Annotated in this window: 19 protein-coding genes and 2 pseudogenes; 18 read left to right on the top strand and 3 right to left on the bottom strand. The window is 41.0% G+C overall.

Annotated features, from left to right (window positions below; translation table 11 throughout):
* Window positions 1-3: 3 nt before the first annotated feature.
* The 16 genes and pseudogenes from MHH50_RS16125 to MHH50_RS16200 all read left to right on the top strand — a co-directional run bounded on the left by MHH50_RS16125 (window position 4) and on the right by MHH50_RS16200 (window position 19,132).
* A complete protein-coding gene (locus MHH50_RS16125; protein WP_076279737.1) occupies window positions 4-885 on the top strand; it encodes a DMT family transporter in 882 nt (293 codons plus the stop codon).
* A 164-nt stretch (window positions 886-1,049) separates the two neighbouring features.
* Window positions 1,050-2,474 carry an aspartate ammonia-lyase gene (gene aspA, locus MHH50_RS16130; protein ID WP_076217614.1) on the top strand — a complete coding sequence of 475 codons (1,425 nt, stop codon included), beginning with the start codon at window positions 1,050-1,052 and terminating at the stop codon, window positions 2,472-2,474.
* Between the two features lie 16 nt (window positions 2,475-2,490).
* Entirely contained in the window at window positions 2,491-3,891 is a 1,401-nt protein-coding gene (locus MHH50_RS16135; RefSeq protein WP_076217613.1) for a M20 family metallopeptidase, read from the top strand.
* A gap of 80 nt (window positions 3,892-3,971) precedes the next feature.
* Window positions 3,972-5,162: pseudogene (locus MHH50_RS16140) on the top strand (NADP-dependent malic enzyme); the annotation flags it as partial.
* A gap of 23 nt (window positions 5,163-5,185) precedes the next feature.
* The gene (locus MHH50_RS16145; RefSeq protein ID WP_305953995.1) at window positions 5,186-6,004 is read left to right on the top strand and encodes an alpha/beta hydrolase; all 819 of its coding nucleotides are present in this window, start codon (window positions 5,186-5,188) and stop codon (window positions 6,002-6,004) included.
* Window positions 6,005-7,096: 1,092 nt separating this feature from the next.
* Complete coding sequence (locus MHH50_RS16150; RefSeq protein WP_076307878.1) at window positions 7,097-7,948, top strand: aldo/keto reductase; 852 nt, start codon at window positions 7,097-7,099, stop codon at window positions 7,946-7,948.
* A gap of 53 nt (window positions 7,949-8,001) precedes the next feature.
* Entirely contained in the window at window positions 8,002-8,985 is a 984-nt protein-coding gene (locus MHH50_RS16155; protein WP_076279739.1) for an aldo/keto reductase, read from the top strand.
* A 59-nt stretch (window positions 8,986-9,044) separates the two neighbouring features.
* On the top strand, window positions 9,045-9,833 hold the full coding sequence (locus MHH50_RS16160; protein WP_076279740.1) for a glucose 1-dehydrogenase: 789 nt from the start codon (window positions 9,045-9,047) through the stop codon (window positions 9,831-9,833).
* The gene (locus MHH50_RS16165) at window positions 9,833-10,153 is read left to right on the top strand and encodes a putative quinol monooxygenase (protein WP_076217609.1); all 321 of its coding nucleotides are present in this window, start codon (window positions 9,833-9,835) and stop codon (window positions 10,151-10,153) included. The genes MHH50_RS16160 and MHH50_RS16165 overlap by 1 nt, the downstream gene beginning before the upstream one ends.
* Window positions 10,154-10,388: 235 nt before the next feature.
* On the top strand, window positions 10,389-12,221 hold the full coding sequence (locus MHH50_RS16170; RefSeq protein WP_076279741.1) for a beta-glucoside-specific PTS transporter subunit IIABC: 1,833 nt from the start codon (window positions 10,389-10,391) through the stop codon (window positions 12,219-12,221).
* Window positions 12,222-12,280: 59 nt separating this feature from the next.
* Entirely contained in the window at window positions 12,281-13,723 is a 1,443-nt protein-coding gene (locus tag MHH50_RS16175; protein WP_076306613.1) for a 6-phospho-beta-glucosidase, read from the top strand.
* 172 nt (window positions 13,724-13,895) lie between these two features.
* Window positions 13,896-14,684, top strand: coding sequence for an SDR family oxidoreductase (locus tag MHH50_RS16180; RefSeq protein WP_076217606.1), 789 nt, complete (start codon window positions 13,896-13,898; stop codon window positions 14,682-14,684).
* An 80-nt stretch (window positions 14,685-14,764) separates the two neighbouring features.
* The gene (locus MHH50_RS16185) at window positions 14,765-15,472 is read left to right on the top strand and encodes an SDR family oxidoreductase (protein ID WP_076279743.1); all 708 of its coding nucleotides are present in this window, start codon (window positions 14,765-14,767) and stop codon (window positions 15,470-15,472) included.
* 42 nt (window positions 15,473-15,514) lie between these two features.
* Window positions 15,515-16,366: an aldo/keto reductase gene (locus MHH50_RS16190; RefSeq protein ID WP_076279744.1), complete on the top strand. Its 852-nt coding sequence runs from the start codon at window positions 15,515-15,517 to the stop codon at window positions 16,364-16,366.
* A gap of 382 nt (window positions 16,367-16,748) precedes the next feature.
* The gene (locus MHH50_RS16195) at window positions 16,749-17,918 is read left to right on the top strand and encodes an MFS transporter (RefSeq protein ID WP_076220729.1); all 1,170 of its coding nucleotides are present in this window, start codon (window positions 16,749-16,751) and stop codon (window positions 17,916-17,918) included.
* A 53-nt stretch (window positions 17,919-17,971) separates the two neighbouring features.
* The gene (locus tag MHH50_RS16200; protein ID WP_081386221.1) at window positions 17,972-19,132 is read left to right on the top strand and encodes an FAD-dependent monooxygenase; all 1,161 of its coding nucleotides are present in this window, start codon (window positions 17,972-17,974) and stop codon (window positions 19,130-19,132) included.
* A 120-nt stretch (window positions 19,133-19,252) separates the two neighbouring features.
* Here MHH50_RS16200 and MHH50_RS16205 read toward each other — a convergent pair whose 3' ends face one another.
* Window positions 19,253-19,801 carry a TetR/AcrR family transcriptional regulator gene (locus MHH50_RS16205; protein ID WP_076220730.1) on the bottom strand — a complete coding sequence of 183 codons (549 nt, stop codon included), beginning with the start codon at window positions 19,799-19,801 and terminating at the stop codon, window positions 19,253-19,255.
* A 229-nt stretch (window positions 19,802-20,030) separates the two neighbouring features.
* On the opposite strand from MHH50_RS16205, the pseudogene MHH50_RS16210 reads away from it, so the two are divergent.
* Window positions 20,031-20,232: pseudogene (locus tag MHH50_RS16210) on the top strand (aldo/keto reductase); the annotation flags it as partial.
* A 72-nt stretch (window positions 20,233-20,304) separates the two neighbouring features.
* Complete coding sequence (locus MHH50_RS16215; RefSeq protein WP_076280412.1) at window positions 20,305-21,468, top strand: MFS transporter; 1,164 nt, start codon at window positions 20,305-20,307, stop codon at window positions 21,466-21,468.
* A 1,700-nt stretch (window positions 21,469-23,168) separates the two neighbouring features.
* Here the strand turns inward: MHH50_RS16215 and MHH50_RS16220 are convergent.
* Window positions 23,169-23,696 (bottom strand): putative immunity protein, encoded by a 528-nt coding sequence (locus MHH50_RS16220; protein WP_081383441.1) that lies wholly within the window; start codon window positions 23,694-23,696, stop codon window positions 23,169-23,171.
* A 15-nt stretch (window positions 23,697-23,711) separates the two neighbouring features.
* Window positions 23,712-25,589, bottom strand: coding sequence for an asparagine synthase (glutamine-hydrolyzing) (gene asnB, locus MHH50_RS16225; protein ID WP_340034621.1), 1,878 nt, complete (start codon window positions 25,587-25,589; stop codon window positions 23,712-23,714).
* Window positions 25,590-25,696: the final 107 nt, after the last annotated feature.

Here is a 25,696-nt window from a genome sequence, read left to right on the forward strand (position 1 = left end):
ACAATGAAAGTATCACGTGCCGGTACGGCTATGCTGGTTATGCTGCTGATTTTGATCTGGGGTGCTTCGTTTCCGGTCTATAAAATTGCACTGAATTATGCTCCACCTCTGCTGTTTACAGGTATAAGGACCTTGGCGGGAGGGGCGATCCTGTTTCTGCTGATGGTTCACAAACGGAGCGCACTGAGGTGGAAGGCCAACTGGCAGATATATATTCTTTCTGCGGTCTTGAACGTCATTTTATTTTTTGGTCTACAAATCATGGGGCTTCGTTATCTGCCTTCCGGCATGTTCGCAGTGATTGTATATTTACAGCCGGTTATGGTTGGTGTGCTGGCCTGGCTGTGGTTAGGAGACCAAATGTCAGCCTTGAAGGTGACCGGATTTCTGGCGGGGTTTGCGGGTGTTGCTGTGGCAAGTATCCAGAACTTAAGCGGGAATGCATCTGCAGCTGGGCTGCTTCTTGCCCTGGGTACAGCGATCAGCTGGTCTGTAGGCACGGTGTACGTCAAGAGAGTCAGCGGCCGGGTAGACTTCATGTGGCTTGCGGCCATGCAGTGCTTAATTGGAGGAGTGGTGCTGACGGGTGCCGGTTCCATTACTGAGACTTGGAGCGGCATTGTATGGAACGGCTCTTTTTTAATAAGCCTCCTGTACGCGAGCGTGTTTGGAGTTGCTGTATCCTGGATGCTGTATTTCTTCCTGGTGAATGCCGGCAACCTTCAAAAGATATCCTCTTTCCTGTTCCTTGTCCCCATAGTTTCCGTAACCCTTGGTGCGTTGCTGCTGAATGAGCCGTTAACCGGATTTCTACTGGCCGGCCTAATGCTGATTGCCTTCAGCTTGTATTGCATCAACCGGCAGCCGAAAGTCAAAGATCCCTAAAAAAGAAGATAGAGAGATATAACTCTTGTTCATTTCTCACACTTGTGGATAGTTGCCCCAGTACCGTCCTATGGAACTGCGGACTAACCATAGCGGGAAGTGAACCTCGATGACGCTTCATACCCGCAGAGCTCAAACGCCCAAGTAATCTAGGAGGCAAGGAAATGACAGAGGAAGCATTTCGGATTGAAAGGGATTTTCTTGGAGAGAAACAGGTTCCGCTTGATGTATATTACGGTATCCAGACGGTGCGCGCCCTGGAGAACTTCCCGGTTACCGGTTACCGCATTCACGGGGAATTGATTGTTGCACTGGCTATGGTTAAAAAGGCGGCTGCAGCCGCGAACATGGAGCTCAAGCAGTTGACGCCGAGACTCGGCGAAGTGATTATACAGGCTGCAGGCGAGATTATAGCGGGACAGTGGCATGGTTCGTTCATCGTTGATCCGATTCAAGGCGGAGCAGGAACCTCCATTAACATGAACGCGAATGAAGTCATTGCGAACCGGGCCATTGAGCTTCTCGGTGGACGTAAAGGTGATTATAGGGTTGTTAGCCCAAATTCTCATGTCAACATGTCACAGTCAACTAATGACAGCTTTCCTACAGCGATTCACTTGGCGGTTCTCTCCATGCTGGAGAAGCTAATTGGAACTTTACACGGGCTGCATGCGGCGTTCGAGAGGAAGGCAGCGCAGTTCGATCACGTGATCAAAATGGGACGCACCCATCTGCAGGACGCTGTTCCGATCCGGCTGGGGCAAGAATTCCAGGCGTATGCCAGTGTACTGGGCCGGGACATCCAGAGGATCAGCAGAACGAAAGAGCTGCTATATGAAGTGAATCTCGGTGCGACTGCTGTGGGGACGGGTCTCAACGCAGACCCGCAATATATTGTAAGAGCTGTGGAATCGCTTGCGGACATCAGCGGGTTCCCGCTGATTCGTGCGGGACACTTACCAGACGCTACGCAGAACACGGATGCCTATACTGAAGTGTCTGCTACTCTGAAAATCTGCATGATCAATATGTCAAAGGTAGCCAATGACCTGCGGTTAATGGCCTCCGGCCCGCGGGCCGGATGGGGTGAGATTACGCTGCCCGCCCGGCAGCCGGGTTCCTCAATTATGCCGGGCAAGGTAAATCCGGTGATGTGCGAGCTGGTTAACCAGGTGGCATTTCAGGTCATGGGAAATGATCATACGATCTGCCAGGCTTCAGCAGCCGGGCAGCTGGAGCTGAATGTGATGGAGCCTGTGCTTGTATTCAATCTCCTCCAATCCTTAACAATCATGAATCAGGCATTGGATGTATTTAACACCCTCTGTGTGCAGGGAATTGAAGCTAATGAAGAACGCTGCCGAAGTTATGTGGATCAGAGCGTAGGCATAATGACAGCGCTCAACCCGCATCTGGGTTATGAAACGGCGGCAAGAATCGCCAATGAAGCAATTGCCACCGGGAAGTCCGTCCGCGAGCTCTGCCTTCTGTACAATGTGCTGTCGGAGGAGGAGCTGGATCTGATTCTCGATCCCTACCAAATGACCGAACCTGGCATTGCCGGTAAGGAACGTTTGGAATATAGCTGAAAGTGACGTGAGGATTATGGATTATTATCAATTTATATCGGATATCATCGACCAGAAGCAAGGGAAGCTCACGGAGGCCAGTGATCAAATCTGGGACTTCTGCGAAACACGTTACCAGGAGCACCGCTCAGCGGAGGTCTTATGCAAGGTACTAGAAGAAGAGGGCTTCAGTGTTCAGCGAAGCGCGGGAGAGATAGAAACGGCTTTTGTGGGCACTTACGGCAAGGGGGCGCCTATAATCGCCATACTTGGTGAATTTGATGCCTTGTCAGGGATGAGCCAGGTTGCCGGTGTAACCTTCAAAGAACCTTTGCAAGAAGGTGCAAACGGACATGGCTGCGGACATAATCTGCTGGGTGCAGGCTCGCTTGGCGCTGCGGTTGCCGTCCGGCATTATCTGGAGAGAAGCGGCCTGCCGGGAACCATCCGTTATTACGGCTGTCCTGCTGAAGAAGGAGGCGGCGGTAAAGCCTATATGGCGCGGGCGGGATTGTTCAAGGATGTCGATGCAGCCTTTACCTGGCATCCATGGGATGAGAATCTGGCATATAACAGCAGAATGCTGGCCACCTGCCAGATCCAGTTCACCTTCAGGGGCAACAGCTCGCACGCATCTGCAAGTCCCCATCTGGGCCGCAGCGCACTGGATGCTGTCGGACTTATGAATGCAGGAGCCAACTATCTGAGAGAGCATTTGATTTCTGAGGCAAGGCTGCATTATGCCATTACGGATGCCGGCGGACACTCGCCCAATGTTGTGCAGGCCAAAGCCTCGGTATTGTATAAGCTCCGTGCTCCAAGAATGAGCCAGGTGAAGGAAATGATCCAACGGGTATGCGATATCGCCAGTGGAGCAGCCATGATGACCGGAACCCGTGTAGAACATCAGGTGGATGGTGCCTCCGCAGATCTGATTCCTAATTTCACCTTAAGCCGGGTGATGCACCAGTGCTTCACTGAACTCGGTGGTGCGGCTTTTACAGAAGATGAGCAGCGGTTTGCCCGGGGGATTCAGGACAGCTTCTCGGCGGAAGAAAAGCGCATAGTGCGGAACGGAGGCGGAAGGATTCTGTCGGAGCAGCTTCAGCCGTATTCAGAGGAGCAGGGATATGTGTATGCTTCGACAGATGTGGGGGATGTCAGCTGGATTGTGCCTACAGGGCAGGTCTATGTGACCACCTGTGCATACGGCACCCAGCCGCATAGCTGGCAGCTGGTGGCACAGGGCAAATCTTCTGCAGCCCATAAAGGCATGCTGCTGGCAGGCAAGGTGCTGGCTGCTTCAGCTATACATGTGCTGCAGCATCCCGCAGTGATTGCTGCTGCGAAATCTGAGCTGAAGGAACAGTTGGACGGAGAGGTGTACCAGTCACTGATTCCGCCGGAAGTGCAGCCGGCAGCAAGCAGAGCGGTCTAGCAGAGAAAATCGAGACCATCAAGAGTGTGAAGGGGTTGGAAAGAGTGAAGGACAACGGGATTCTAGGGACCATGAGCTTCAGCATGTCCGAGCAAATATTCGCAGCTCATCAAGGGGGGAAATTATCAGTAGAGCCTAAGCAGACTGTACACAACAGTGTGGATTTGGCAAGAATCTATACTCCCGGTGTTGCAGAAGTCTGCTCTGCAATTCATAGGGAACCGGATAAGGCCCACACATTAACTATCAAGAAGAATACCGTTGCCGTGATCTCAGACGGAACTTCCGTGCTGGGCTTGGGGGATATCGGGCCATATGCAGCCGCTCCTGTAATGGAAGGCAAAGCCATGCTGTTTAAACAACTGGCTGGGGTGGATGCTTTTCCGATCTGTCTGGACACTACCGATACAGAGGAAATCATTCGTACGATTCAAAGAATCAGTCCTATATTCGGCGGGATCAATTTAGAAGATATTAGCTCTCCAAGGTGTTTTGAAATAGAGCGCCGATTAGCTGATCTGTTGGATATCCCTGTGTTTCATGATGATCAGCATGGTACTGCGATCGTGGTGCTTGCCGGATTGTTCAATGCGCTGAAGGTGGCAGGCAAGCAGATCGATCAAATTCGCGTTGTCGTCAACGGTATCGGAGCGGCGGGAATGGCGATATGCCGAATGCTGCTAAGAGCCGGTGTCACCAGACTCGTCCCCGTGGACCGGGAAGGAGCTATCGTACTAGGCGGCCGTTATTCTCAGCCCATGTGGCAATGGCTGGCGGAGCGGCCAGAAGTGGAAGCCATTCCTGGGCTGCTCAAGGAAGTTATCAGGGATGCGGATGTATTTATCGGGGTGTCCAGAGGAGGGGTTCTTACGGCTGACGATGTGCAGTATATGGCTCCCGGCAGCATCGTCTTTGCCATGGCCAATCCGGACCCGGAGATTGCACCGGAGGAAGCTCTGCCTTATGTTCAAGTATTCGCTACAGGACGCAGTGACTACCCCAATCAAATCAACAATGCCCTTGTTTTTCCCGGGATTTTCCGTGGAGCCCTGGACTGCCGGGCTTCCTCCATTAATGAAGAGATGAAGCTTGCTGCTGCCTATGCCATAGCTTCAGCCATTCCGGATGCAGAATTAAGCCCGGTGAATATTGTTCCTGCTGTATTGGACAGAGAAGTCGTCGCGAGAGTGAGAGTTGCTGTGATTAGAGCAGCTGTTTCATCTGGGCAAGCGAGAGTTATGCCTGTAGACTTAATGGATGGAGTGTCGTAATCCAAATAATAACGGGAAGGGCTGTGTATTTTATTGTCATTAACTGCAAAATTGTAGGTGAAGGATTCCCGGTAGTTATTTTGCATGGCTGGTCTTTGGATCACAGCGTAATGTCTGGCTGCCTAGAGCCGAATTTTGTGAAACGGCAGGGCTGGAAAAGAATCTACATCGATTTACCAGGAATGGGAGCATCGAAAGCTCAAGCAAACATTCGTAATTCAGATGATATGCTGCAAGCGGTTCTTGACTTCATAACTTTACAAATTCCTGATGAACCTTTTTTGATCTTCGGGTATTCATACGGCGGCCTTATTGCACGGGGTGTTGCACATTATCTTCAAAAAGATGTACGTGGCATGCTCTTAATTGCACCAGTAATTGTAAGTGAACCGTCGGAAAGAAACTTGCCGGAGAAAAGAGTCATCAAGGCCGATAGTTCATTGCTGTCGCGTCTCCCCCTGGAAGATGCCTCTGAATTTGCTGCCGTGTCCGTTATTCAGGGAGAAGAGGAATGGGTCAGGTTTAATCGCGAAATTCTCTTACCCTCAAGAAAAGCGGATCACTCATTTTTAACTCAAGTCCGCAACAATGGATACGGGTTCACATTTGAAATGGACACTGATACAACGATAAACGAGTATCCTGTACTTATTATTACTGGTCGTCATGACCATATTGTCGGATACAAGGATGCATGGGGTATATTGGATGAATATCCAAACGGAGCTTTTTCATTGCTGGATTTGGCTGGACATCATCTACAAATAGAACAGCCCAATATATTCAATGCCTTAGTAAACAATTGGCTTGATGAACTTGAGAGCGGATATATAAATTGCTGAGTTATACCCTTGTAAGAGGAAATGAAACTCTCCACTTGATTTTCAAGCAAATTCCGGATCAGGTGTATAGGAAAGTTCAGTGTCTTTTTCAGAAATATATTTCAGAATTTCGATAACTTCCTTTGGTCTATCTGTTTTTAAATGAAAGTTAATTTTTAACTCAGTGTAGTTTCCCATGATGAATTATTCAAATGCAACAGATGGACATATTTGGAGAAAAAATAGGCGGTATCAATAAATCGATATTCTACCGAAGAGGTTTATCTAAATGATGGAAAGGTCGCCTACCTTAAAAAAAATGTCGTCTCATTAGTGAGGAGGATTTGTGTCCTTACCTCCGATGTAGGAGAACAAGAACATAGTCCCATTGGAACCCGCGCCTAGCGCGGGTTTTCTATTTTAAGGGATCAAGTTCTTGTCCATTGCTCAGGACAAGAACTTGGTACTATTGCCGATTCGATTAATATCTAATTATTAACTTGTTCCGGTTTCCAGCTCAAATCGGTAATCAAACTTTAGTTGGCATTACAGAAATTATTGGAAGTTTTTAATGAATAAGTACCGAAAGCTCAATTAATTGTACAACTTGTCTTTTAACTGACTGGACTGTCCAATGACACAAAGTTACCTATATTATGACGGATTTTAATTTATGTATAAACAATGATGTTTTAAGCTAAGTAACACCTATATTAACAACCAGGGGATAATATATAATCTGCTTCGCTGCCTTTGTACAATAATAAACCACAATGTAAATCGTTTTGAGTACTAATACACGAATCATGATGTTTTAGTGATTGATGCTATGCTATCTATGTTTTATCATACACATATGGGCATTAAACCATTATTGTGTATTCAGAAGGAGATGATGATATATAGCATTTAATAACAATAAAGTGAAAGTGGATGGAATCTTTATTTCCAGATGAAATGGATAAATAGCCTGTAATGACCGGTCATTAGGTATTGTACTAGAGGTGAATATGTCATCAGTGCAGTTCAGACAGAACACCGTATTAATGCTATTAATAGAATCAGTGACCTTGCTACTTTTCATAAAAAAATAAATGTTCAGGAGAAAAATATATGGAAAAAGTAATTTTGAACAATGGCATAGAAATGCCGATTCTCGGCTTTGGTGTATATCAGATAACTGATGCAAATGAATGTGAACAAAGCGTTTATGATGCTCTTATGGCAGGTTACCGTCTGATTGATACCGCTGCAGCATATCTAAATGAAGAAGCGGTAGGACGAGCAATCAAACGAAGTGGTGTGCCTAGAGAGGAAATATTCGTTACTACAAAAGTTTGGATTCAAGATGCAGGTTATGAGAATACAAAAAAAGCATTCGCAAAATCACTAGAAAAATTGCAATTGGACTATTTGGATTTGTATTTAATTCATCAGTCTTTTGGTGATGTGTATGGTTCTTGGCGTGCTATGGAAGAATTGTATCGTGAAGGTAAGATCAAGGCTATCGGAGTATGTAACTTCCCTATGGACCGATTGGTAGATTTGATTGATCACAACGAAGTTACTCCTGCTATAAACCAAATTGAAACGCATCCGTTCACCCAGCAAGTAGAAAGTTCTCTTTATATGAAAGAGAATAATGTTCAGATCCAGTCATGGGGTCCATTTGCTCAAGGAACAAATAATATCTTCCAGAATGAAGTTTTAGTTTCAGTGGCTGAAAAACATAAAAAATCCGTGTCTCAGGTAATTTTACGTTGGTTAACCCAAAGAGGAGTCGTTGTGATTCCAAAGTCTGTTCACAAGGAAAGAATCATCGAAAACTTCAATATCTTTGATTTTGAATTAAGCCAAGAGGATATAGAGTTGATTGCTACATTAGATACGAAAAAGAACCTGCTCTTTTCATTTGACGATCTGGAAAGCGTCAGATGGCTCAGCAACGTTAAGTTTGATATTTAATGCTCAGATACCACTCAACGAATCATTACAACAACTAGAAAGAGGGATAAAAAATGGAGTATACAAAACTTGGTAATAGCGGATTGGATGTATCGCGAATTTGTATGGGAACGATGGGCTTAGGTGTAGAATCCAAGCGTTGGCCTCAAAAATGGCTGATTGATGAGGAGAATAGCCGTCCGATTATTAAAAAGGCACTAGAACTCGGGATCAACTTCTTTGACACAGCAAATGTGTACTCAGACGGTTTGAGCGAGGAATTTTTGGGACGCGCTATAAAGGATTTTGCAAATCGGGATGAAGTCGTTCTTGCAACAAAAGTGCATTACCCTATGCACGACGGTCGAAATGGTGCTGGTCTTTCCCGGAAGACAATCATGAGTGAAGTTGATAAAAGCCTTAAGCGCCTTGGAACTGATTATATCGATCTCTATCAGATTCACCGCTGGGATTATAACACCCCGATTGAAGAAACGATGGAAGCGTTGCACGATGTTGTGAAAGCCGGAAAGGCAAGATACATTGGTGCTTCCGCCATGTACGCATGGCAGTTCCAAAAGGCATTACATGTAGCTGAGAAAAATGGCTGGACAAAGTTTATATCCATGCAGAATCACCTTAACCTCATGTATCGTGAAGAAGAAAGGGAGATGCTCCCACTTTGTAAGGAAGAAAAAATCGGTGTTATACCATATAGTCCTCTTGCATCAGGAAGATTGACGCGTGATTGGAGTGAAACAACAAAACGTTCGGAGACTGATCAAGTTCAAAAAAATAAATATGATGCAACAGCCGATACCGATCGAGCAATTGTAGAACGTGTTGCTGAATTGGCAGAAAAACATGATGTGCCACGCGCTCATATTGCACTTGCTTGGTTACTGCAGAAAGAACCGGTAGCAGCTCCAATTGTAGGCGCTACAAAAATATCTCATCTCGAAGACGCAGTAGCGGCCCTTTCTGTTTTCTTAACACCGGAAGAAGTAGCATACATGGAAGAACCATATGTACCGCACACAATCGTAGGTCACAATTAATACGTGTATGACGACATTTATAGGATAGCTAACTAGATTTGGAAAGTGAGGACTAATCAATGGAAAATGTAAAATTAACATCAAAAGTATTAGAAGGACGCGTAGCACTCGTTACAGGTGGAAGTGCTGGAATTGGTTACGGAACTGCTAAGCGTTTGGCCGAAGCGGGAGCATTTGTCTACATTGTCTCGCGGCGTCAGGAACAGATTGAACAGGCTGCAGTTCAGCTCGGATCATCGGTGCGAGGCATCGCAGTTGATGTTACGAAAAAAGAGGATTTAGAGCGTCTTGCCGAGACCATTCTGAAAGAGCACGGTGCCCTCGATATCGTCTTCGCCAATGCTGGCGGAGGTAGAGCTATCCCCTTCGATGATCTCACCGAAGGGGATATCGATCACTTGCTCGGCGTTAATATCAAGGGAGTTATTCTTACCATTCAGACCATGCTTCCGATTCTTAAGGACGGAGCTTCAGTTATTCTGAATGCTTCGATTACCGCTGACATGGGTCTTCCTGGTTTTGCAGTTTACGCATCTACCAAGGCAGCTGTACGTTCGCTGGCACGCAGCTGGACCACAGATCTTAAGCATCGGGGAATAAGGGTGAATTCTGTTAGCCCAGGCGTTGTGCCAACTGAGGGTTACCGCACCGAACAGTACATGACTGATGAACAGGTTGCTGATTACGCAGATCGGGTTATAAGTGAGATTCCGGTAGGGCGTGTCGGAACACCTGAAGATATCGGTGACGCAGTGGTCTTTCTAGCCTCTGAAGCGAGTAGCTTTATTACTGGTATTGATCTGGTAGTCGATGGCGGCCAAACGCGAGTATATGCGGGGAATAACTAATGAAAACAACCTTGAAATCTGACGAACAGCACATCATTTGCGAATTACAATGCGAAGCGTCGAACCGCGAAAAGGTAAAAGAACTACTCTTAGAACTTGTCGAACCAGCACGTTCTGAGGTGGGGTGCCTTTACTACGACTTATACCAAAAAATTGAAGAACCCAACACCTTCTACATTCTAGACGGTTGGGTTAATGAACAAGCTGTTGATGAGCACACTCAGCATCCGAATGTGCCAAAAGTTATGGAACATTTGAGCCCTTTACTTCTCTATCCTCCGAAGATCACGCTGAGTAACCGCGTGAGTGATCCGTCATAATTACTAAATTAACTATCCGTCTAACAAAAATAGGAATTCGTACTTTATGTTAATGTTCAATTGATTTCTTCCGTCTATGAGCCGAGCTAGAACTTATCATAGTATTCTAGCTCGGTCTTTTTTTCAAAGGTATTATCCCTATATTTGTAGCTATTTGTGCATCGAAGTTTCTACATTGTAATTTAGTTAATTGTAATATTTGCTTCTTATGACATTACAAAAAGGATGCTGGAAAATGAGTAATCAAAACATTGCGAAAGAAATAGTTCACTTGGTCGGTGGAGAACAAAACATATCTAGCCTTGTGCATTGTGCAACACGGCTACGTTTTAATTTAAAAGATAATAAACTGGCAGATAAAGAGAATCTCAAAAAATTAAGTGGAATTCTCGGCGTGGTGGAAAGTGGTGGACAATTTCAGATTGTGATAGGAAGTCATGTCTCGGAGGTTTATAAAGAAATTTCGAAGACTACAAATACGGATGCCTCAGAAAAGTCTCCAAATGAGAAAAAGGGAAGTATTGGAGCCCAAATATTTGAAGTTATTTCCCGCAGTTTTTCACCTTTGCTTGGAGCCCTTGCTGGTGCAGGTATGCTTAAAGCATTATTAACTATTTTAACAATGACTGGGATATTATCAGCAGAAAGCGGGACTTACTTTATTTTATCAGCTGCTGGAAACGCTGTCTTTTACTTTCTCCCAATTTTTCTTGGTATAACCATTTCGACGAAGTTTGGAGCAAATCCATACGTTGGCGGAGCCATTGGAGCTGCATTACTAGAGCCGAATTTTACAAGTTTAGTTAATAATTCGGGTGACGTCTCTCATTTTCTAGGTATTCCAGTGGTTATGATGGATTATTCTTCTTCTGTGTTCCCTATTTTTATCGCAATTAGTATATATGCTGTTTTAGATAGATTCCTAAAAAAAATCATTCATAAAGACATACAAATGTTTATGGTTCCTATGTTGTCATTAGTTATCATCGTGCCATTGACTGTTATTGCTTTTGGTCCTTTTGGTGTGACTCTAGGGAATTTGATTGGGCAGGGGATCAGCTTTTTGGCTACTCAAAGTGGAATCTTAACAGGCGCTATAATGGGTGGAGCGTTTACTTTCCTTACCTTATTAGGACTTCATTGGGGACTTACTCCAATTGTTTTAGCTAACTTAGCTGGTGATGGAGATCCACTTCTTGCAATGGCTTCTGCAGCTATCTTTGCACAAATAGGAGTTTCTTTTGGTGTTTTGTTGAAAACAAAGGACAAAAATTTAAAAACACTAGCTGGATCTATGTTATTACCTGGTGCATTGTCAGGTGTAACAGAACCAATTATTTATGGATTAGTGCTTCGTTACAAACGTACACTTCCTTATATTGCGGTTTCAGGAGCGGTCGGAGGAGCAATTGTTGGCCTTGTTGGAGCTAAAGCAATATCATTTTCATTTCCATCTTTTTTAGGTATTCCAGCATTTTCACCAATGGGACTATACACGATTGCTATCCTAATTTCATTTGCTTGCGCAACACTTCTGACAGTAGTTTTGGGATATGAAGATAAACAGAAAAATGTCGAAGCAAACAAGACAGAGTCTGAACAGCAATCTTTAAAGCAAGAGGTTATTCTCAGTCCATTAACAGGAGTGATTAAGCTATTGGCGGATGTGGAGGATGAAGCTTTTGCCACAGAAGCTATGGGTAAAGGGATATCGATTGAACCAACTGTGGGTAAAGCTGTATCACCTGTTAACGGTGTTGTTACAACCGTTTTTAGGACTGGACATGCAATTGGTATCACGTCAGACAAAGGTGCAGAATTACTCATTCATATCGGAATCAATACCGTCAAATTAAAAGGAAAATACTTTTCTCCGGTTGTAAATGAGGGGGATCGGATAATTCAAGGTGACCTACTAGTAAACTTTGATATTGAGAAAATTAAAGAAGCTGGATATCTAGTTACTACCCCAATAATTATTACAAATTCAAGCAGCTATACTGATGTTATTGATACTAATAAAGAAACCGTCCAGGAAAAAGATGATTTATTAACACTAATCATTTAATTATTTTCAGTAGAAATGATAGACAAAATATATGTATGGGATTAAGGAGAATGATAACTATGAATTATGAAGAAAAGAAGTTTCCAGAAGGATTCTTATGGGGCGGGGCTACTGCAGCAAATCAATTGGAAGGCGGATTTTATGAGGGTGGAAAAGGGCTGAATATAGCTGATGTTCTACCTGGGGGAAAAGAACGGCTCAACGTATTGAAGTCACCAGGTTTCGATTTTGAAATTGATACAGAAAAATATAGTTATCCAAATCATGAGGCTATAGACTTCTACCATCGCTACAAAGAAGATATCGCGTTATTTGCAGAAATGGGATTCAAAGTATACCGTATGTCCATCGCTTGGACAAGGATATTTCCTAATGGAGATGAGATGGAACCAAATGAAGCAGGCTTAGCTTTTTATGATCGTGTGTTTGATGAATTGCATAAATATGGTATTGAACCGATTGTCACGATATCTCACTATGAAATGCCGATAAATCTTGTGAAAGAATATGGAGGCTGGAGAAGTAGAGAAGTAGTAACCTTCTTTGAAAGATATGCAAAAGCAATTTTAAACCGTTACAAAGAAAAGGTGAAGTATTGGCTCACATTCAACGAAATCAATTCTGGACTTGAATTACCGATTTTCGGTCTTGGTTTTGCGATTCAAAATGACGAAGACAAATACCAGCCAACTTTTCAAGCTTTCCATCATCAATTTGTTGCAAGTAGTTTGGCGGTTAAGGCCTGCCACGAAATTATTCCCGATGCGAAAATAGGATGTATGATTATATATGCACCTATATATGTCTATGACAGTAAACCTGAAAATGTAATGTATGGTCTACAAAAGTCACGTTTTTTTAATAATTTCTGTGGTGATGTTCAAGTAAGAGGGGAATACCCAGCTTTTATCAAACGTTACTTTAAAGAACATAACATTAATATTGAAATTCAACCTGATGATTTACAGCTTCTGAAGACGTATACAGTTGATTTTATTAGTTTTAGTTATTATATGTCACTGACCGAAAAGGAAGAAAAGTTAGCTACTGATATTGGAGAAGGAAATATCTTAGGAGGAATGAAAAATCCGTTTTTAAAAACTAGTGAGTGGGGATGGGAAATAGACCCTATCGGATTAAGAATTTCACTAAATGAGTTATATGACAGATACCGGAAACCACTTTTTATTGTTGAAAACGGTTTAGGAGCAAAAGATAAGGTAGAAGAAGATGGTTCAATTCATGATGATTATCGAATTGATTATCTTCGCGAACATATTAAACAGATGCGTGAAGCTATTGAAGATGGTGTTGAATTGATGGGATATACGCCTTGGGGTTGTATTGATCTAGTAAGTGCTTCAACAGGAGAAATGTCTAAACGTTATGGATTTATTTATGTCGATAAACACGATGATGGTAACGGATCACTAGAGCGGAGTAGAAAGAAGTCTTTCTTCTGGTATAAAGACGTAATAGAAACAAATGGGGCAAAACTTTAAAAATTGTTAATTAGAAACTATACAATTTCGTTTGATTCGTGCACTAATACACAATTTAGGATGACTTAGTTATTGACCATATTCTGGTACTAGATATACTTATTCACGAGAGCGTAGTAAATCACAAGTGTGAATTTGGTGAAATCAATAAGTATAATAAAGGAGAATAATCATGGGAAATCGGTTTGATGGTAAAGTAGTATTAATTACAGGTGCAGGCTCTGGTTTAGGTCAAGCCTCTGCATTACAAGTAGCAAAGGAGGGAGCAAAGCTATCACTAGTTGATTTAAACTCGGCAGCTTTAGAAGAAACAAAAGGTAAAGTGCTCGAAGTTACACCTAATGCAGAAGTGCTCTTAATCACTGCTAATGTGGCAGATGAAAAAGCAGTTGAAAACTATGTCAAAGATACAGTCGAAAGATATGGAAGAATAGATGGTTTCTTTAACAATGCAGGAATCGAAGGGAAACAAAACCTCCTAACAGAGGATTACGATTTTGAAGACTTCCAAAAAGTCATAAGTATTAACTTAAGCGGTGTATTTTATGGTATGAAATATGTATTGAAAGTTATGAGAGAACAAGGTTATGGCTCGGTTGTCAATACGGCTTCAGTTGGTGGCATTCGTGGTGTGGGAAACCAAACCGGTTATGCGGCTAGTAAACATGGTGTGGTTGGGTTAACAAGAAACTCTGGTATTGAATACGGTCAATACGGTATAAGCATTAAAGCCATTGCACCTGGCGCAATCCTGACACCAATGATTGAAGTATATTTAAAACAAATCGATCCAGTTAATTGGAAAGAAGCAGCAGACGAATTAGTTCAACCTAATCCAATGAAGCGTTTCGGAAAACCAGAAGAAGTCGCTTATTTAGTTTCGTTCTTACTTTCTGATCAAGCAAATTTCATCAATGCAACCGTAATTCCAATTGATGGTGGACAATCTAATAAATATTAATTGAACTATAAAGAGTGGTTGAGTATTTTTTGACCACTTTTTATTTGCAATTGCATTTTAGGAAAGAAAAGAGGTTTCAAATGCCTAATGATAAAAAAGTTGCTTTAGTCACCGGCGGAAATCGAGGAATTGGTTATGAGCTCGTCAAACAATTGGCTTTGAATGGTTTTAAGGTTATTTTGGCAAGTAGAGATCCAGAAATGGGTCAGGAGGTTACACAAAAACTAAATGAAGTAGATCTGGATGTTACGTTTGTAAGGATGGATGTCGACGATCAAGAAAGCATCCGTCAGGCTGCAACTGTAGTCAATGAGAAGTATGGGAAACTAGATGTATTAATAAATAATGCTGGTGTGTATTTGGATGAGAATGAACGGCTATTAACGATGAATCCTAGTCTTCTAGAGCACACGATGGACATTAATTTCTTTGGTGTTTATTATGTCATCCGTGCCTTTCTCCCCCTCATGAAAAAGCGTGGCTATGGGAGAATTATTAATGTTTCTTCTGAAATGGGAGCGATGCGGGATATGTCCTCTCAAGGAGCAGGGGCCTATAGGCTGTCTAAGCTTGCCTTGAATGGATTGACGCAATTGATAGCTGCAGAAGTCAAAGGAGATATCAAAATAAACGCTGTCTGTCCGGGCTGGGTAAGTTCTGATATGGGTGGTCCATCTGCTCCAAGAACTCCAAAACGAGCAGCGGAGTCTATACTCTGGTTAGCGACTATTGGTCCTGAAGGACCTTCTGGTGGGTTTTTCAGAGATGGCAAAGAACTCGAATGGTAACAATAGATATTGGTTAATCAAAGAAATGCGGAGGATTAAAATATGCAAAAAGTTATGTTGAACAACGGTGTGGAAATGCCTATCCTTGGATTTGGTGTTTTTCAAATTCAAGATGAAAAAGAATGTGAACAAGCTGTTTGTGATGCCCTAATGGCAGGATATCGTTTAATTGATACGGCTGCAGCTTATCAAAATGAAGAAGCTGTTGGAAGAGGAATTAAACGTAGTGGTATTCCAAGAGAAGAAATATTTGTAACTACAAAACTGTGGATTCAAGATGCTGGTTATAATAGTGCAAAAAAAGCATTCAAAAATGCATTAGATAGGTTGCAGTTAGATTATTTAGATTTATATTTGATTCATCAACCTTATGGTGACATCTATGGCTCTTGGCGAGCGATGGAAGAATTATATCATGAAGGAAAAATCAAAGCGATTGGAGTTAGTAACTTCCAAAATGATCGCCTCTTAGATTTAATAATGAATAATGAAGTTAAACCTGCTGTAAATCAAGTGGAGACACATCCGTTTTTTCAACAAATAGAAAATGCCCAATTTATGAAAGAACAAAATGTTCAAATTCAGTCTTGGGGTCCTTTTGCTGAAGGGAAAAAAGATATCTTTAAAAACGAAGTATTGGTAACAATAGCAGAAAAATATAATAAATCAGTTGCTCAGGTAATATTACGTTGGCTAACTCAAAGGGATATCGTAGTTATTCCAAAATCAGTACGTAAAGAAAGAATTATCGAAAACACTAATATATTTGAATTTAAATTAAAACAAGAAGATATGGAACTGATTCAAACATTGGATACAAAAGAGAGTTTGTTTAATCGTCCGAATGATATGGCAAGAGTGAAGTCGTTAAACAGCATGAGATTTAATATCTAAAGACTTAATAAATAAGAAATATAATACGTAAAAAAGAATACTAAAAGCAAACCAAAAGTATAGTTCCTTCTAGTAAGGGATTATGCTTTTTTTGTCGTAGATAATTTTTCAAGTACCCTCGTAATATTCCCTATAACATTCATATTATCGCAATTATAAATTTAATATACACAATTTTAATTGAAGTGTGCACTAGTGCACATTTTTTAGGAGTTTAGTAATTGATCATGTTCTATTTTTATATATAATAATACACATGAGTGGTTTAAGCCATTCAAATGAATTTAGTTACTGGTGCAAAGGAGAGAGAGCATCAAAAAAAGAATTTAAGAAAATGTTCTAAGAAAGATTGGAATTATAAAAATAGGTTGGAGATGATTAAATGTCTAAAAGAAATAATTTGTTTATATTTATATTAACCCTGGGTGTATTTGGTATTTTGAATACTGAAATGGGTGTTGTTGGAATATTGCCTCAAATTGCTGAACGCTTCCATGTCAGCGTATCTCAAGCAGGATTACTAGTGAGTCTCTTTGCACTTGCTGTTGCCATATCTGGTCCAATTTTGCCGTTATTGTTCTCTGGTATCAACCGCAGAAAGGTATTGTTATTTGTACTTGGTGTATTCGTTTTAAGTAACATTGTTTCTATATTTGCTCCAAACTTTACTATTGCATTAATTGCTCGCGTAATTCCAGCATTTTTACATCCAGTATATATCTCAATTGCTTTGACAGCAGCAGCTAGTTCAGTTAGTGAGAAAGAAGTTCCTAAAGCTGTTTCAAAAGTCATTTTGGGTGTGTCAGCAGGAATTGTAATTGGTGTACCCATCACAACATTTATTGCTAGTGCAACTTCGCTTGATCTTGCGATGACATTCTTTGCTGTCGTGAATGCAATAGCATTCATGGGTGTATTACTATTTGTCCCATCTATGCCTGTTAAGGAGAGACTTTCCTACGGAGCCCAACTAAGCGTGTTGAAAAAACCCATAATTTGGCAATCAATTACCGCTGTCGTATTTATAAATGCAGCAACAGCTGGGGTTTATAGTTACTTCGCGGAGTATCTTGAAACCATTACTCATATTTCTGGTACAGCCCTTAGTTTAATGTTAGTTATATTTGGTGTGGCAAGTTTGTTTGGGAATGTCTTAGGTGGAAAATTACTTTCTAAAAATGCTATTAAATCTGTAGTGATCTATCCATTCGTATTTGGAGCAGTATACATCTTATTATTCTTGATGGGCAAGTTTACTGCACCTATGATCATCATTGTTGTGTTATGGGGAATATTGTATGCAATATCAAATAATATTAGTCAATATTGGATTACATCTGCAGCTCCAGAAGCTCCTGAATTCGCTAATGGATTGTTTCTAACAGCAGGTAACTTAGGTATAACCATTGGAACGACTGTAGGTGGCTTATTTATATCTGGGATGGGGACCCAATACATCGTATTAGGAGGACTGCTGTTCTTGATATTGAGCTTAATATTTATCTTACTGAGAACCTTCATGTACAGTCCTAATAAACAACTAGCTAAATAAAGAATGCGATCTAAAACCATGAATCGCAGCAAGTGTTTTAAGGAGAAGATATAATGAGTGAAAGAAATGTAAGAAGGGATAATTCCCTTAGTAAATCAATCGATGAAACGTTTGACGAATCTATTCAAGAAGCAAACCAATCTGCTGTAGTTGTCGGTGCGTCGCTTTCTGGACTCATGGCAGGGATTGCTCTTGCGCGATCTGGATTACATGTAACCATTTTAGAGAGCGCTGGAGCAAAACCACGTAGTGGCGCTGTTCTTCAAGTTGACAGCGGAGATATTGATCGGACTTTAACAGCGAAAGCTTTAAGAAAACTTGCTTCTGGTGGAATGAAGTCTGTTGAAGCCTGGTCTTCTGTGCAGTCTCGATTGCGTGCAGAAGCTAAATCTCATCCTAAAATCGACTTGCGTTATGATACTCGCGTTCAAACTGTTAATCAGGACAACGACTCAGCTTGGGTTATGACGGATAAGGGTGAGACATTCCACGGAGATATTTTGATTGGTGCTGATGGTCACCGCAGCACTGTGCGACGTCATGTTGCACCACATAATCCGAACGCAACTTTTGCGGGATATGTGATATGGGTAGCTATTGTAGATGAGAATGTTATTCCTAAAGAACATCGGCCTAATCGTAATGCACCAAGGGTAGCTATGCCAGATGGTATCGGTGACTTTTTACTCGGTGGTATTGTTGCTGGAACAGATGGTTCTCATGATCTAGGCCATAGACGACTAGGATGGGCTTGGTACGATAACACTCAAAATGATTTGTTACGTCGTCTTGGATGTGTGGAAGGAACCGTTGTACGACATTCGCTCAATGCTACTGACATTCCAGAACAGACATTGATTGAGCTAGCTGAACAAGCTTCTCATAGATGGCCACAACCATGGTTAGACGCAATTCTTTATAGCATTCGAACACGTAACCTTACAGGAACACCGATTGCCGAATACGTTCCTGACAAACTTGTGAAAGGACGTATAGCTATCGTTGGAGATGCTGCACATGTACCTACACCACTGACTGCATCGGGATTTAATGCTTCATTACAAGATGCTGCTACCTTGGCAGACTGTGTTGCAAAGGGAATACAAGGAATTGCAGCAACTGAAGCTCTTTTGGAATATGAATCTCTCCGTTTAAAGGATGTACGTCAGATTGTGCAATCTGGACAATCTTTCAGTCGCTCTTTTGGACGATAATATAGTTACGTGATTTGATATGATGTTAGTGAAGCTGAAGATGGATTTAAAAAATCATATTTCATGCAAAAAAAAGGAGCAGTTTGCAAAACTGCTCCTTTTTTTTGATTTGTAAGATAACTATGAGAGATTACTTTCTAATAACATTCCGACTTGTTTTCCCATAACTTCAGGTGGATAAGGCATTCCATTTGTAAACCACCATTCCACGATCCCTACGTAAGCTGGCGAGATAAACTGTATAATAATATCTTCGTTAATTCCGCGTTTTTTCCCCTCCGTCATATCCCATCCATTCTTGATATCATCGGTGACAAACTCAAGGAAACGGCATCGGAAGAAAGGGGCTCCTTTGCTGGCTAGTAAGGCCGAAAAGAATGAATAATTTCGTTCGAAGTATGCGAACCAGCTCACATTGCCATCTAAAGTATCCATATCAGATTCCAATTCGCAGATTCTTTTTAATTCCTTAATATGTTCTTCGATAAGCTTATCCAACAGATCAAATTTATCCAAGTAATGAAGATAGATGGTTCTGCGATTAACATTTGCTCTATCAGCGATATCCTGGATTGTAATGTCATCAAAGTTTTTTTCGCTCATCAGTTCTATAACAGCTTTTTTTATAGCCTCTTGAGACTTCAGACTTCTTCTATCCATCTTAGACATTGTGAGAATCACCCAACTTTCTAAAAATTAAATACTCAATTTCTATTATTTTGTGTACTAATACTCGAATTATAGTGATTTGGTGTTGTTGATATTCTGTTTCTCTATATAATTATACACTCATGGTCATTAAACCATCAATGCGTATTTTCAATGGCTGGCAAAATAAAAAAGGAGATGATGATATGGGAGTCAAATAACATCTAAAAATAACAAAATGGCTTTATTCTTGCCTAAAGTAGTTTTGAACCATGGATGTTGAAATGCCTATTCCCGGCTTTGGTGTTTATCAGATAGAAGATTCAAATGAATGTGAACAAAGTGTTTCTGTGCCCTAATGGCAGGTTATCATCTGATTGATACCACTGTAGCAAATCTAAATGAAGAAGCGGTTGAGCCGAGCAACCAAACAGAGTGGCATGCCAAGAAAGTAAATAAGGCTTGTCATGAAATTTTCGCCATTACTTATTTTAATAAACTATAAAAGGTAGGGAAATAACATCATGAAGAACAATTGGAAAATTTACATGCTTGCCTTTATTAGTTTTTTAGTTGGAACTTCACAATTCAGCATCGTGGGAATGTTGGATAAAGTGGCTGCTTCCGTCGAGGTATCGGTATCGACAGCGGGACAGCTTATTACGATATTTGCACTCGCTAACGCAATCGGTACGCCTATAGTTATAATTGCGATAGCAAGGATGAATCAGCGTAAGCAATTGCTTCTGGCTCTCACTATCATAATACTGGGCAGCATATCTACAATCGCCCTCCCAGGATTCGGTTTCCTAGTAGCCTCTCGCGCTATACTCGGGATTGGAACAGGGGTATTCGTTGTCACCGCTTATTCTATAGCTGGAAAGCTTGCTCCTCCCGAACGTTCGGGAAGAGCAATGTCCAACGTCGCAATGGGCTTTAGCTCATCCCTTGTATTCGGTGTCCCTATCGGCCGAATGGTTGCTGCGTCATATGATTGGAAAACAATCTTCTGGGTCATCGGTCTTCTAAGCCTGCTGGCAGCATTCGCCGTCGCACGGTTAATTCCAGCAACAGAAGGGGAAGCATCCGTACCTCTAGGTAAACGTCTTAGCCATTTGAAGAATCCAAAAATTGCGGTTACCATTAGCGTGACGTTCTTAGTGTTTACCGGTTATTCTATAGTTAATACGTACATTACTCCTTTACTAACGGCTATCATGCCGATGATGGAACAGAAAATGAGTATAATACTCTTCACCTTGGGAATAGGAAGTTTAATTGGATCCAAGCTTAGCGGCTTTTTATCAGATAAAATTGGTAAAGTTCCTACGCTCATAGGTTCTATGGTCCTTCAAATTCTCGCTCTCACATTGCTGTCCATCAGTTCTGGAGGTGTTATCTTAGCTATCCTATTACTCATGATCTGGGAGATAGCATGCTGGACGTTCGGTCCAACCCAGAACTTTAATCTGATGTCACTTGCTCCGGAGGCTTCCGGCATCGTGCTTAGTCTGAACAGTTCCTTCGTACAATTCGGATTTGCCGCTGGCGCTGGCATTGGAGGAATTACCATGGGAGGATGGTCAGCTTTAGCGATCCCTTGGATCAGTGTTGTTTCAGTTGTGTTAGGGATCGTCGTCTTTGCTTTTTCTTTTAGGTATTCAACAATCTCGAAAAGTCATGCGTAGACAATGAAACTATATCCACATATCTGAATGCTGCACCAGTTGATAAAGCGATAAAGAAATCAGGTCAATGTCTTGATTTAGAGCCAAATTGAGAATATCGAGGCATTCGTGGATGCTGTATAAATGTGCGAGATGAAAAGAAAATAAGGTTGACATTAACGCAAAAAAATTTATGAATTATATCATCAATCAATCGTACTATATAAAATCGAAGATGTAAGGAGTATTCTCTGAGAAAGAGTTCCTTGTGATAGACATTGGATACTCTAGTGTCGTTTTAATTAATTTGGCTAACTATGGTTTGCTCTATGGGTGACCATATGACTCTCCAAACGCTAAAGATCTTACAGTACAGTTTTATGGAACTAGTTATATTGAAAATAAGGCGATTACCCATTCGATTTTGAGTGAGTAGTCGCTTTTTCCATATTTGCCTAGCTTTACGGAAATTATATATCTAATTTAAGTGATACTATAGATTAAACGTGGATCTGATTCTAATAAGTTAATCAGGAAAGGGTGATTTTATGAGCAATTCGAAAAGCAGACATATGATGAATAGATCCTATATTAAGGAAGTCATTCGTGAACTTAAAGTTATAGGGCATGAGGACGATCGAGCTAAAGAGATATTAATCAATACGGTGGTAAAAAGAGGGGAAGGGCCAAGGGTACGGAAAAGAGTACAAGCCTTGGTTTACAGCCAAGCAAAGTGTCGAGCTAAAGTAAGAGAATTGCCTGTTTCTAAGCCTAAGCGGTCGTCGATCATATTTGTGATATCAGAAAGAGGAAGAAGCAAGTTTTCCAGTAAGTACTTATGACTTTAAGCTCTATGAGTATTTTATTGAAGAGGGTAAATCCTTCGATACTTTTTTATCTTCGATAGCATAGAATTTTTCGAATGCTGTTTTCTTCCTAAATAACCCGCTATTTTACTGTGCTCTTGCCAATGTACTCGTTAAATTTTCCTCCGGATATATAATCAAATTAGTTTCACTCCAATTTCAATCTTTTCCTAACATCCTGTACTACTCCAGCTTTCTTACATATACAAGTGAAAGTGAAGAGAGCAACACGTAGTGACAGGCCTCGTGTTACTCTCAGTTCTAAATACTTTTTTTTACGACAGGTACGGGATCCCAAGTATCCGTTCAATAGGAAATAGTACTAAAAAGGAATAGGTGACGTTTGACAAAGAAGCATGATTATTGAAAACAACTCCAATTGAGTTTTTTTTGTGGCTAGAATAGGGGCTTTATCGGCAATGGGACCAAGTTATGGGACCAAGTTTTTGTCCTACAAGAACGAACGAAAGCAGGTATTCCCAAGCTGAAATACTATTCATAGACATATGTACAAAATACGGGTTTTGTGAGGAAGTAGTGTATAAATTAAAGGAACCAACCAATTTGATTCAAATTATTGCCAATTTACTGTCTATTAATGATTATCTAATCAATGTTCAAACCTGTTCAAAATAGCTGCCCTTTCCTAAGCAATTGATTCTTATTTAGTAATCGTATTATCTAAAACGAGTATTAAGCTTTAAAGCTCATCAAGTCTCGCATAAAACTTTAAGTACTAATAATGTTTTATTGTTTGCATTAGATTACATAACTCTCGATTATAAAAAGTTAATTATTACCAGTATTTAACTTTTTTAATCATCCTCATACATGTTCATCTTTAAAGCTTTAATTTCAAAGCAACTCTTCAGCTATCCTTAATTGTCTTTCCCGTTCTTTAGTAGCTGCCTCTGCAACTGAAGAATGATCTGATATGTAATTCACCAGTTTTACTGCATAGTCACTGCAAACCATAGCGTGTCCTCGCATATGTCCAGTTGCAATGGCTTGTGCAAAAGAACGGGCAGCATACTTACTAGCCTCGGTTGTGGACTCTTTGGCTAATTCATTGACAATAAATCCAACTTTTCTTAAGTCAAAGGCTCTAATCTCACCAGTTATACGCTTTTCTAGCGTTTCTATACCTAAATCAATCCGCGGGTCATTTACAAGCTGCTGGACCAGATGATCCAGGTGCTCAACTGCTACTTTCAAAGCCCATTTGGCCAGAAACTTCTGCGGCAGCTCTTCAAGCGTTTCTTCAAGCCGATTTCTTAATTCATGGTTATCTACAATCTTTATCTTTGGACTAGTATAAGTAAACATGTTAGTTTCTCTTAATTGCTGTTCATGTTTATTCCATGCATATTCCTCAATATTCAACGAATCACTCCCCCATTACAACACGGCACTATTTAACTGCTTCAGGTCTTCTTTTATAAAAAGAGTGTACCATACTGAGAAAATGTAAATTAGCCAGATTCTACGCGAATAGTCGCCTTTATTACTCCGATGCTGGGTAAACATCTCTTCGATGATATTCATATTGAATATTTCTTCAATGCCACTATAGCGGATTTGTTCAAACATTATATTTGAAATTGGTGTTTTGAGCCAATCACGAATGGGTACTTGAAATCCTAGTTTCGGGCGATTCACAATTGCTTCCGGAACGATTCCTTCCATAGCTTTACGCAAAGCAAGTTTTGTTGTTTTTTGCCCAATCCGATTGGACACAGGTATTTTACTAGCCGTTTCGAAAACCTCTTTATCTAAAAACGGGACTCTTAATTCTAATGAATGTGCCATGGACAGCTTATCTGCTTTTGATAAAATGTCTCCAGGTAACCAAAAATTCAGATCAATAAACTGCATTCTTGTCGTAGGGTCTAGGTGAGCTGTCTTATCATAAAAAGGCTTAACGATATCCATGGGATGTAAAAAGCTATTCTGAGCGTGTACCGATTCGTGAAGCAAGTTCATTTTACCGCTTTTGTTAAAAATATTAGCATTTCCGAAAAAACGCTCTTCTAAGGGTGTCAGACCCCGAAGTAAATAATTTTTGCCATAAAAATGATAGGGATATACAGATAATGATTTTCGTAACGAATCCTTTATGAAGTTAGGCATCCAGGTTATCGGTCTTAATGCATTTGGCTCTCTATAGATTCTATACCCTCCGAATAATTCGTCAGCGCCTTCCCCTGATAGGACCACCGTGACATGTTCTTTTGCAAGCTGGTTTAGATGATAGAGTGCAATAGCGGAAGGATCTGCAACAGGCTCATCTAGATGCCAGACCGTTTTCGGGATACTTTCAAAAAAATCTTTTTGCGATAAAATGTGAAAATAATGATCTGTCCCCAGTTTGGCTGCCGTTTGATTTGCGATGATTGTTTCATTGTTCAGCCCTTCAAATCCAATCGAAAAGGTTTTTGTTGATTCTTCTGCTCTCATCATTGCAGCTATTGCGGTGGAGTCAATTCCACTGGACAAAAAACATCCTCTATCCACATCACTTTGTAAATGAAGGTTTACAGACTCTTTCAATTTCCACTGAATTTCTTCGGCATAGTCTGCTAAAGATCGTTCTACCGGTTGAAAATGGGGTTCCCAATATTTCTCGATCTTCATTTCACCATCCGAGTTAACAAATAATCGCTCCGCAGGTCCTAATTTATGAATGTGTTCAAACATCGTATCAGGATGCGGGACATACTGAAAAGTTAAGTAGCTGAATAAACTTTGATATTGAAGCTTTCTGGGTACCCCTTGCACTGCAAGTATGCTTTTAATTTCCGAAGCAAATAAAAGATTATTTTCGTCTTTGTAATAATAAAAAGGTTTGATCCCGAAATGATCTCTGGCAGCAAAAAGAGATTGTTCCTTAAGATCCCAAATCGCAAAACTAAACATTCCACGTAAATGATGGACACAGTCCTTGCCGTATTCCTCAAATAAATGCACAATGACCTCTGTATCTGATTGCGTCTGAAAGTGATGTCCTTTTAGCTTTAACTGATTTCGTAGTGTTTTATAATTATAGATTTCACCATTAAAAACAATCCAAAGGGTACGATCTTCATTCGTCATCGGTTGATTACCATCACGTAAATCAATTACAGACAATCTGCGAAAACCAAGTCCAATGTGAGAATCGAGCCATACTCCCTCATGATTGGGACCTCGGTGATTCATAACCCCTGTCATTTGTTTTAAGGTTTCTTCATGTGGTGGCTGTCCATTATATTTTAATATTCCTGCTATTCCGCACATACTATGGTAGTCCTTCCTATAATAAAGATTAGGATATAGAGTGCCCATAATTGCTTTGATAAATTTATCATTTTTTTCTAAAGGATTCACTTATTTGAAAATACAAA

The organism is Paenibacillus sp. FSL H3-0302, from assembly GCF_037982245.1.
In the GTDB taxonomy this organism is placed as follows: Bacteria; Bacillota; Bacilli; order Paenibacillales; family Paenibacillaceae; genus Paenibacillus_AQ; species Paenibacillus_AQ odorifer.

Excerpts from the sequence above, each read along its gene's own strand:
- MHH50_RS16195 (WP_076220729.1), top strand. The coding sequence starts at position 16,749 with ATGTCTAAAAGAAATAATTTGTTTATATTTATATTAACCCTGGGTGTA.
- MHH50_RS16155 (WP_076279739.1), top strand. The coding sequence starts at position 8,002 with ATGGAGTATACAAAACTTGGTAATAGCGGATTGGATGTATCGCGAATT.
- MHH50_RS16200 (WP_081386221.1), top strand. The coding sequence starts at position 17,972 with ATGAGTGAAAGAAATGTAAGAAGGGATAATTCCCTTAGTAAATCAATC.
- MHH50_RS16150 (WP_076307878.1), top strand. The coding sequence starts at position 7,097 with ATGGAAAAAGTAATTTTGAACAATGGCATAGAAATGCCGATTCTCGGC.
- MHH50_RS16175 (WP_076306613.1), top strand. The coding sequence starts at position 12,281 with ATGAATTATGAAGAAAAGAAGTTTCCAGAAGGATTCTTATGGGGCGGG.
- MHH50_RS16180 (WP_076217606.1), top strand. The coding sequence starts at position 13,896 with ATGGGAAATCGGTTTGATGGTAAAGTAGTATTAATTACAGGTGCAGGC.
- MHH50_RS16165 (WP_076217609.1), top strand. The coding sequence starts at position 9,833 with ATGAAAACAACCTTGAAATCTGACGAACAGCACATCATTTGCGAATTA.
- MHH50_RS16215 (WP_076280412.1), top strand. The coding sequence starts at position 20,305 with ATGAAGAACAATTGGAAAATTTACATGCTTGCCTTTATTAGTTTTTTA.
- MHH50_RS16160 (WP_076279740.1), top strand. The coding sequence starts at position 9,045 with ATGGAAAATGTAAAATTAACATCAAAAGTATTAGAAGGACGCGTAGCA.
- MHH50_RS16185 (WP_076279743.1), top strand. The coding sequence starts at position 14,765 with ATGCCTAATGATAAAAAAGTTGCTTTAGTCACCGGCGGAAATCGAGGA.
- MHH50_RS16205 (WP_076220730.1), bottom strand. The coding sequence starts at position 19,801 with ATGTCTAAGATGGATAGAAGAAGTCTGAAGTCTCAAGAGGCTATAAAA.
- MHH50_RS16170 (WP_076279741.1), top strand. The coding sequence starts at position 10,389 with ATGAGTAATCAAAACATTGCGAAAGAAATAGTTCACTTGGTCGGTGGA.
- aspA (WP_076217614.1), top strand. The coding sequence starts at position 1,050 with ATGACAGAGGAAGCATTTCGGATTGAAAGGGATTTTCTTGGAGAGAAA.
- MHH50_RS16125 (WP_076279737.1), top strand. The coding sequence starts at position 4 with ATGAAAGTATCACGTGCCGGTACGGCTATGCTGGTTATGCTGCTGATT.
- MHH50_RS16190 (WP_076279744.1), top strand. The coding sequence starts at position 15,515 with ATGCAAAAAGTTATGTTGAACAACGGTGTGGAAATGCCTATCCTTGGA.
- MHH50_RS16135 (WP_076217613.1), top strand. The coding sequence starts at position 2,491 with ATGGATTATTATCAATTTATATCGGATATCATCGACCAGAAGCAAGGG.
- asnB (WP_340034621.1), bottom strand. The coding sequence starts at position 25,589 with ATGTGCGGAATAGCAGGAATATTAAAATATAATGGACAGCCACCACAT.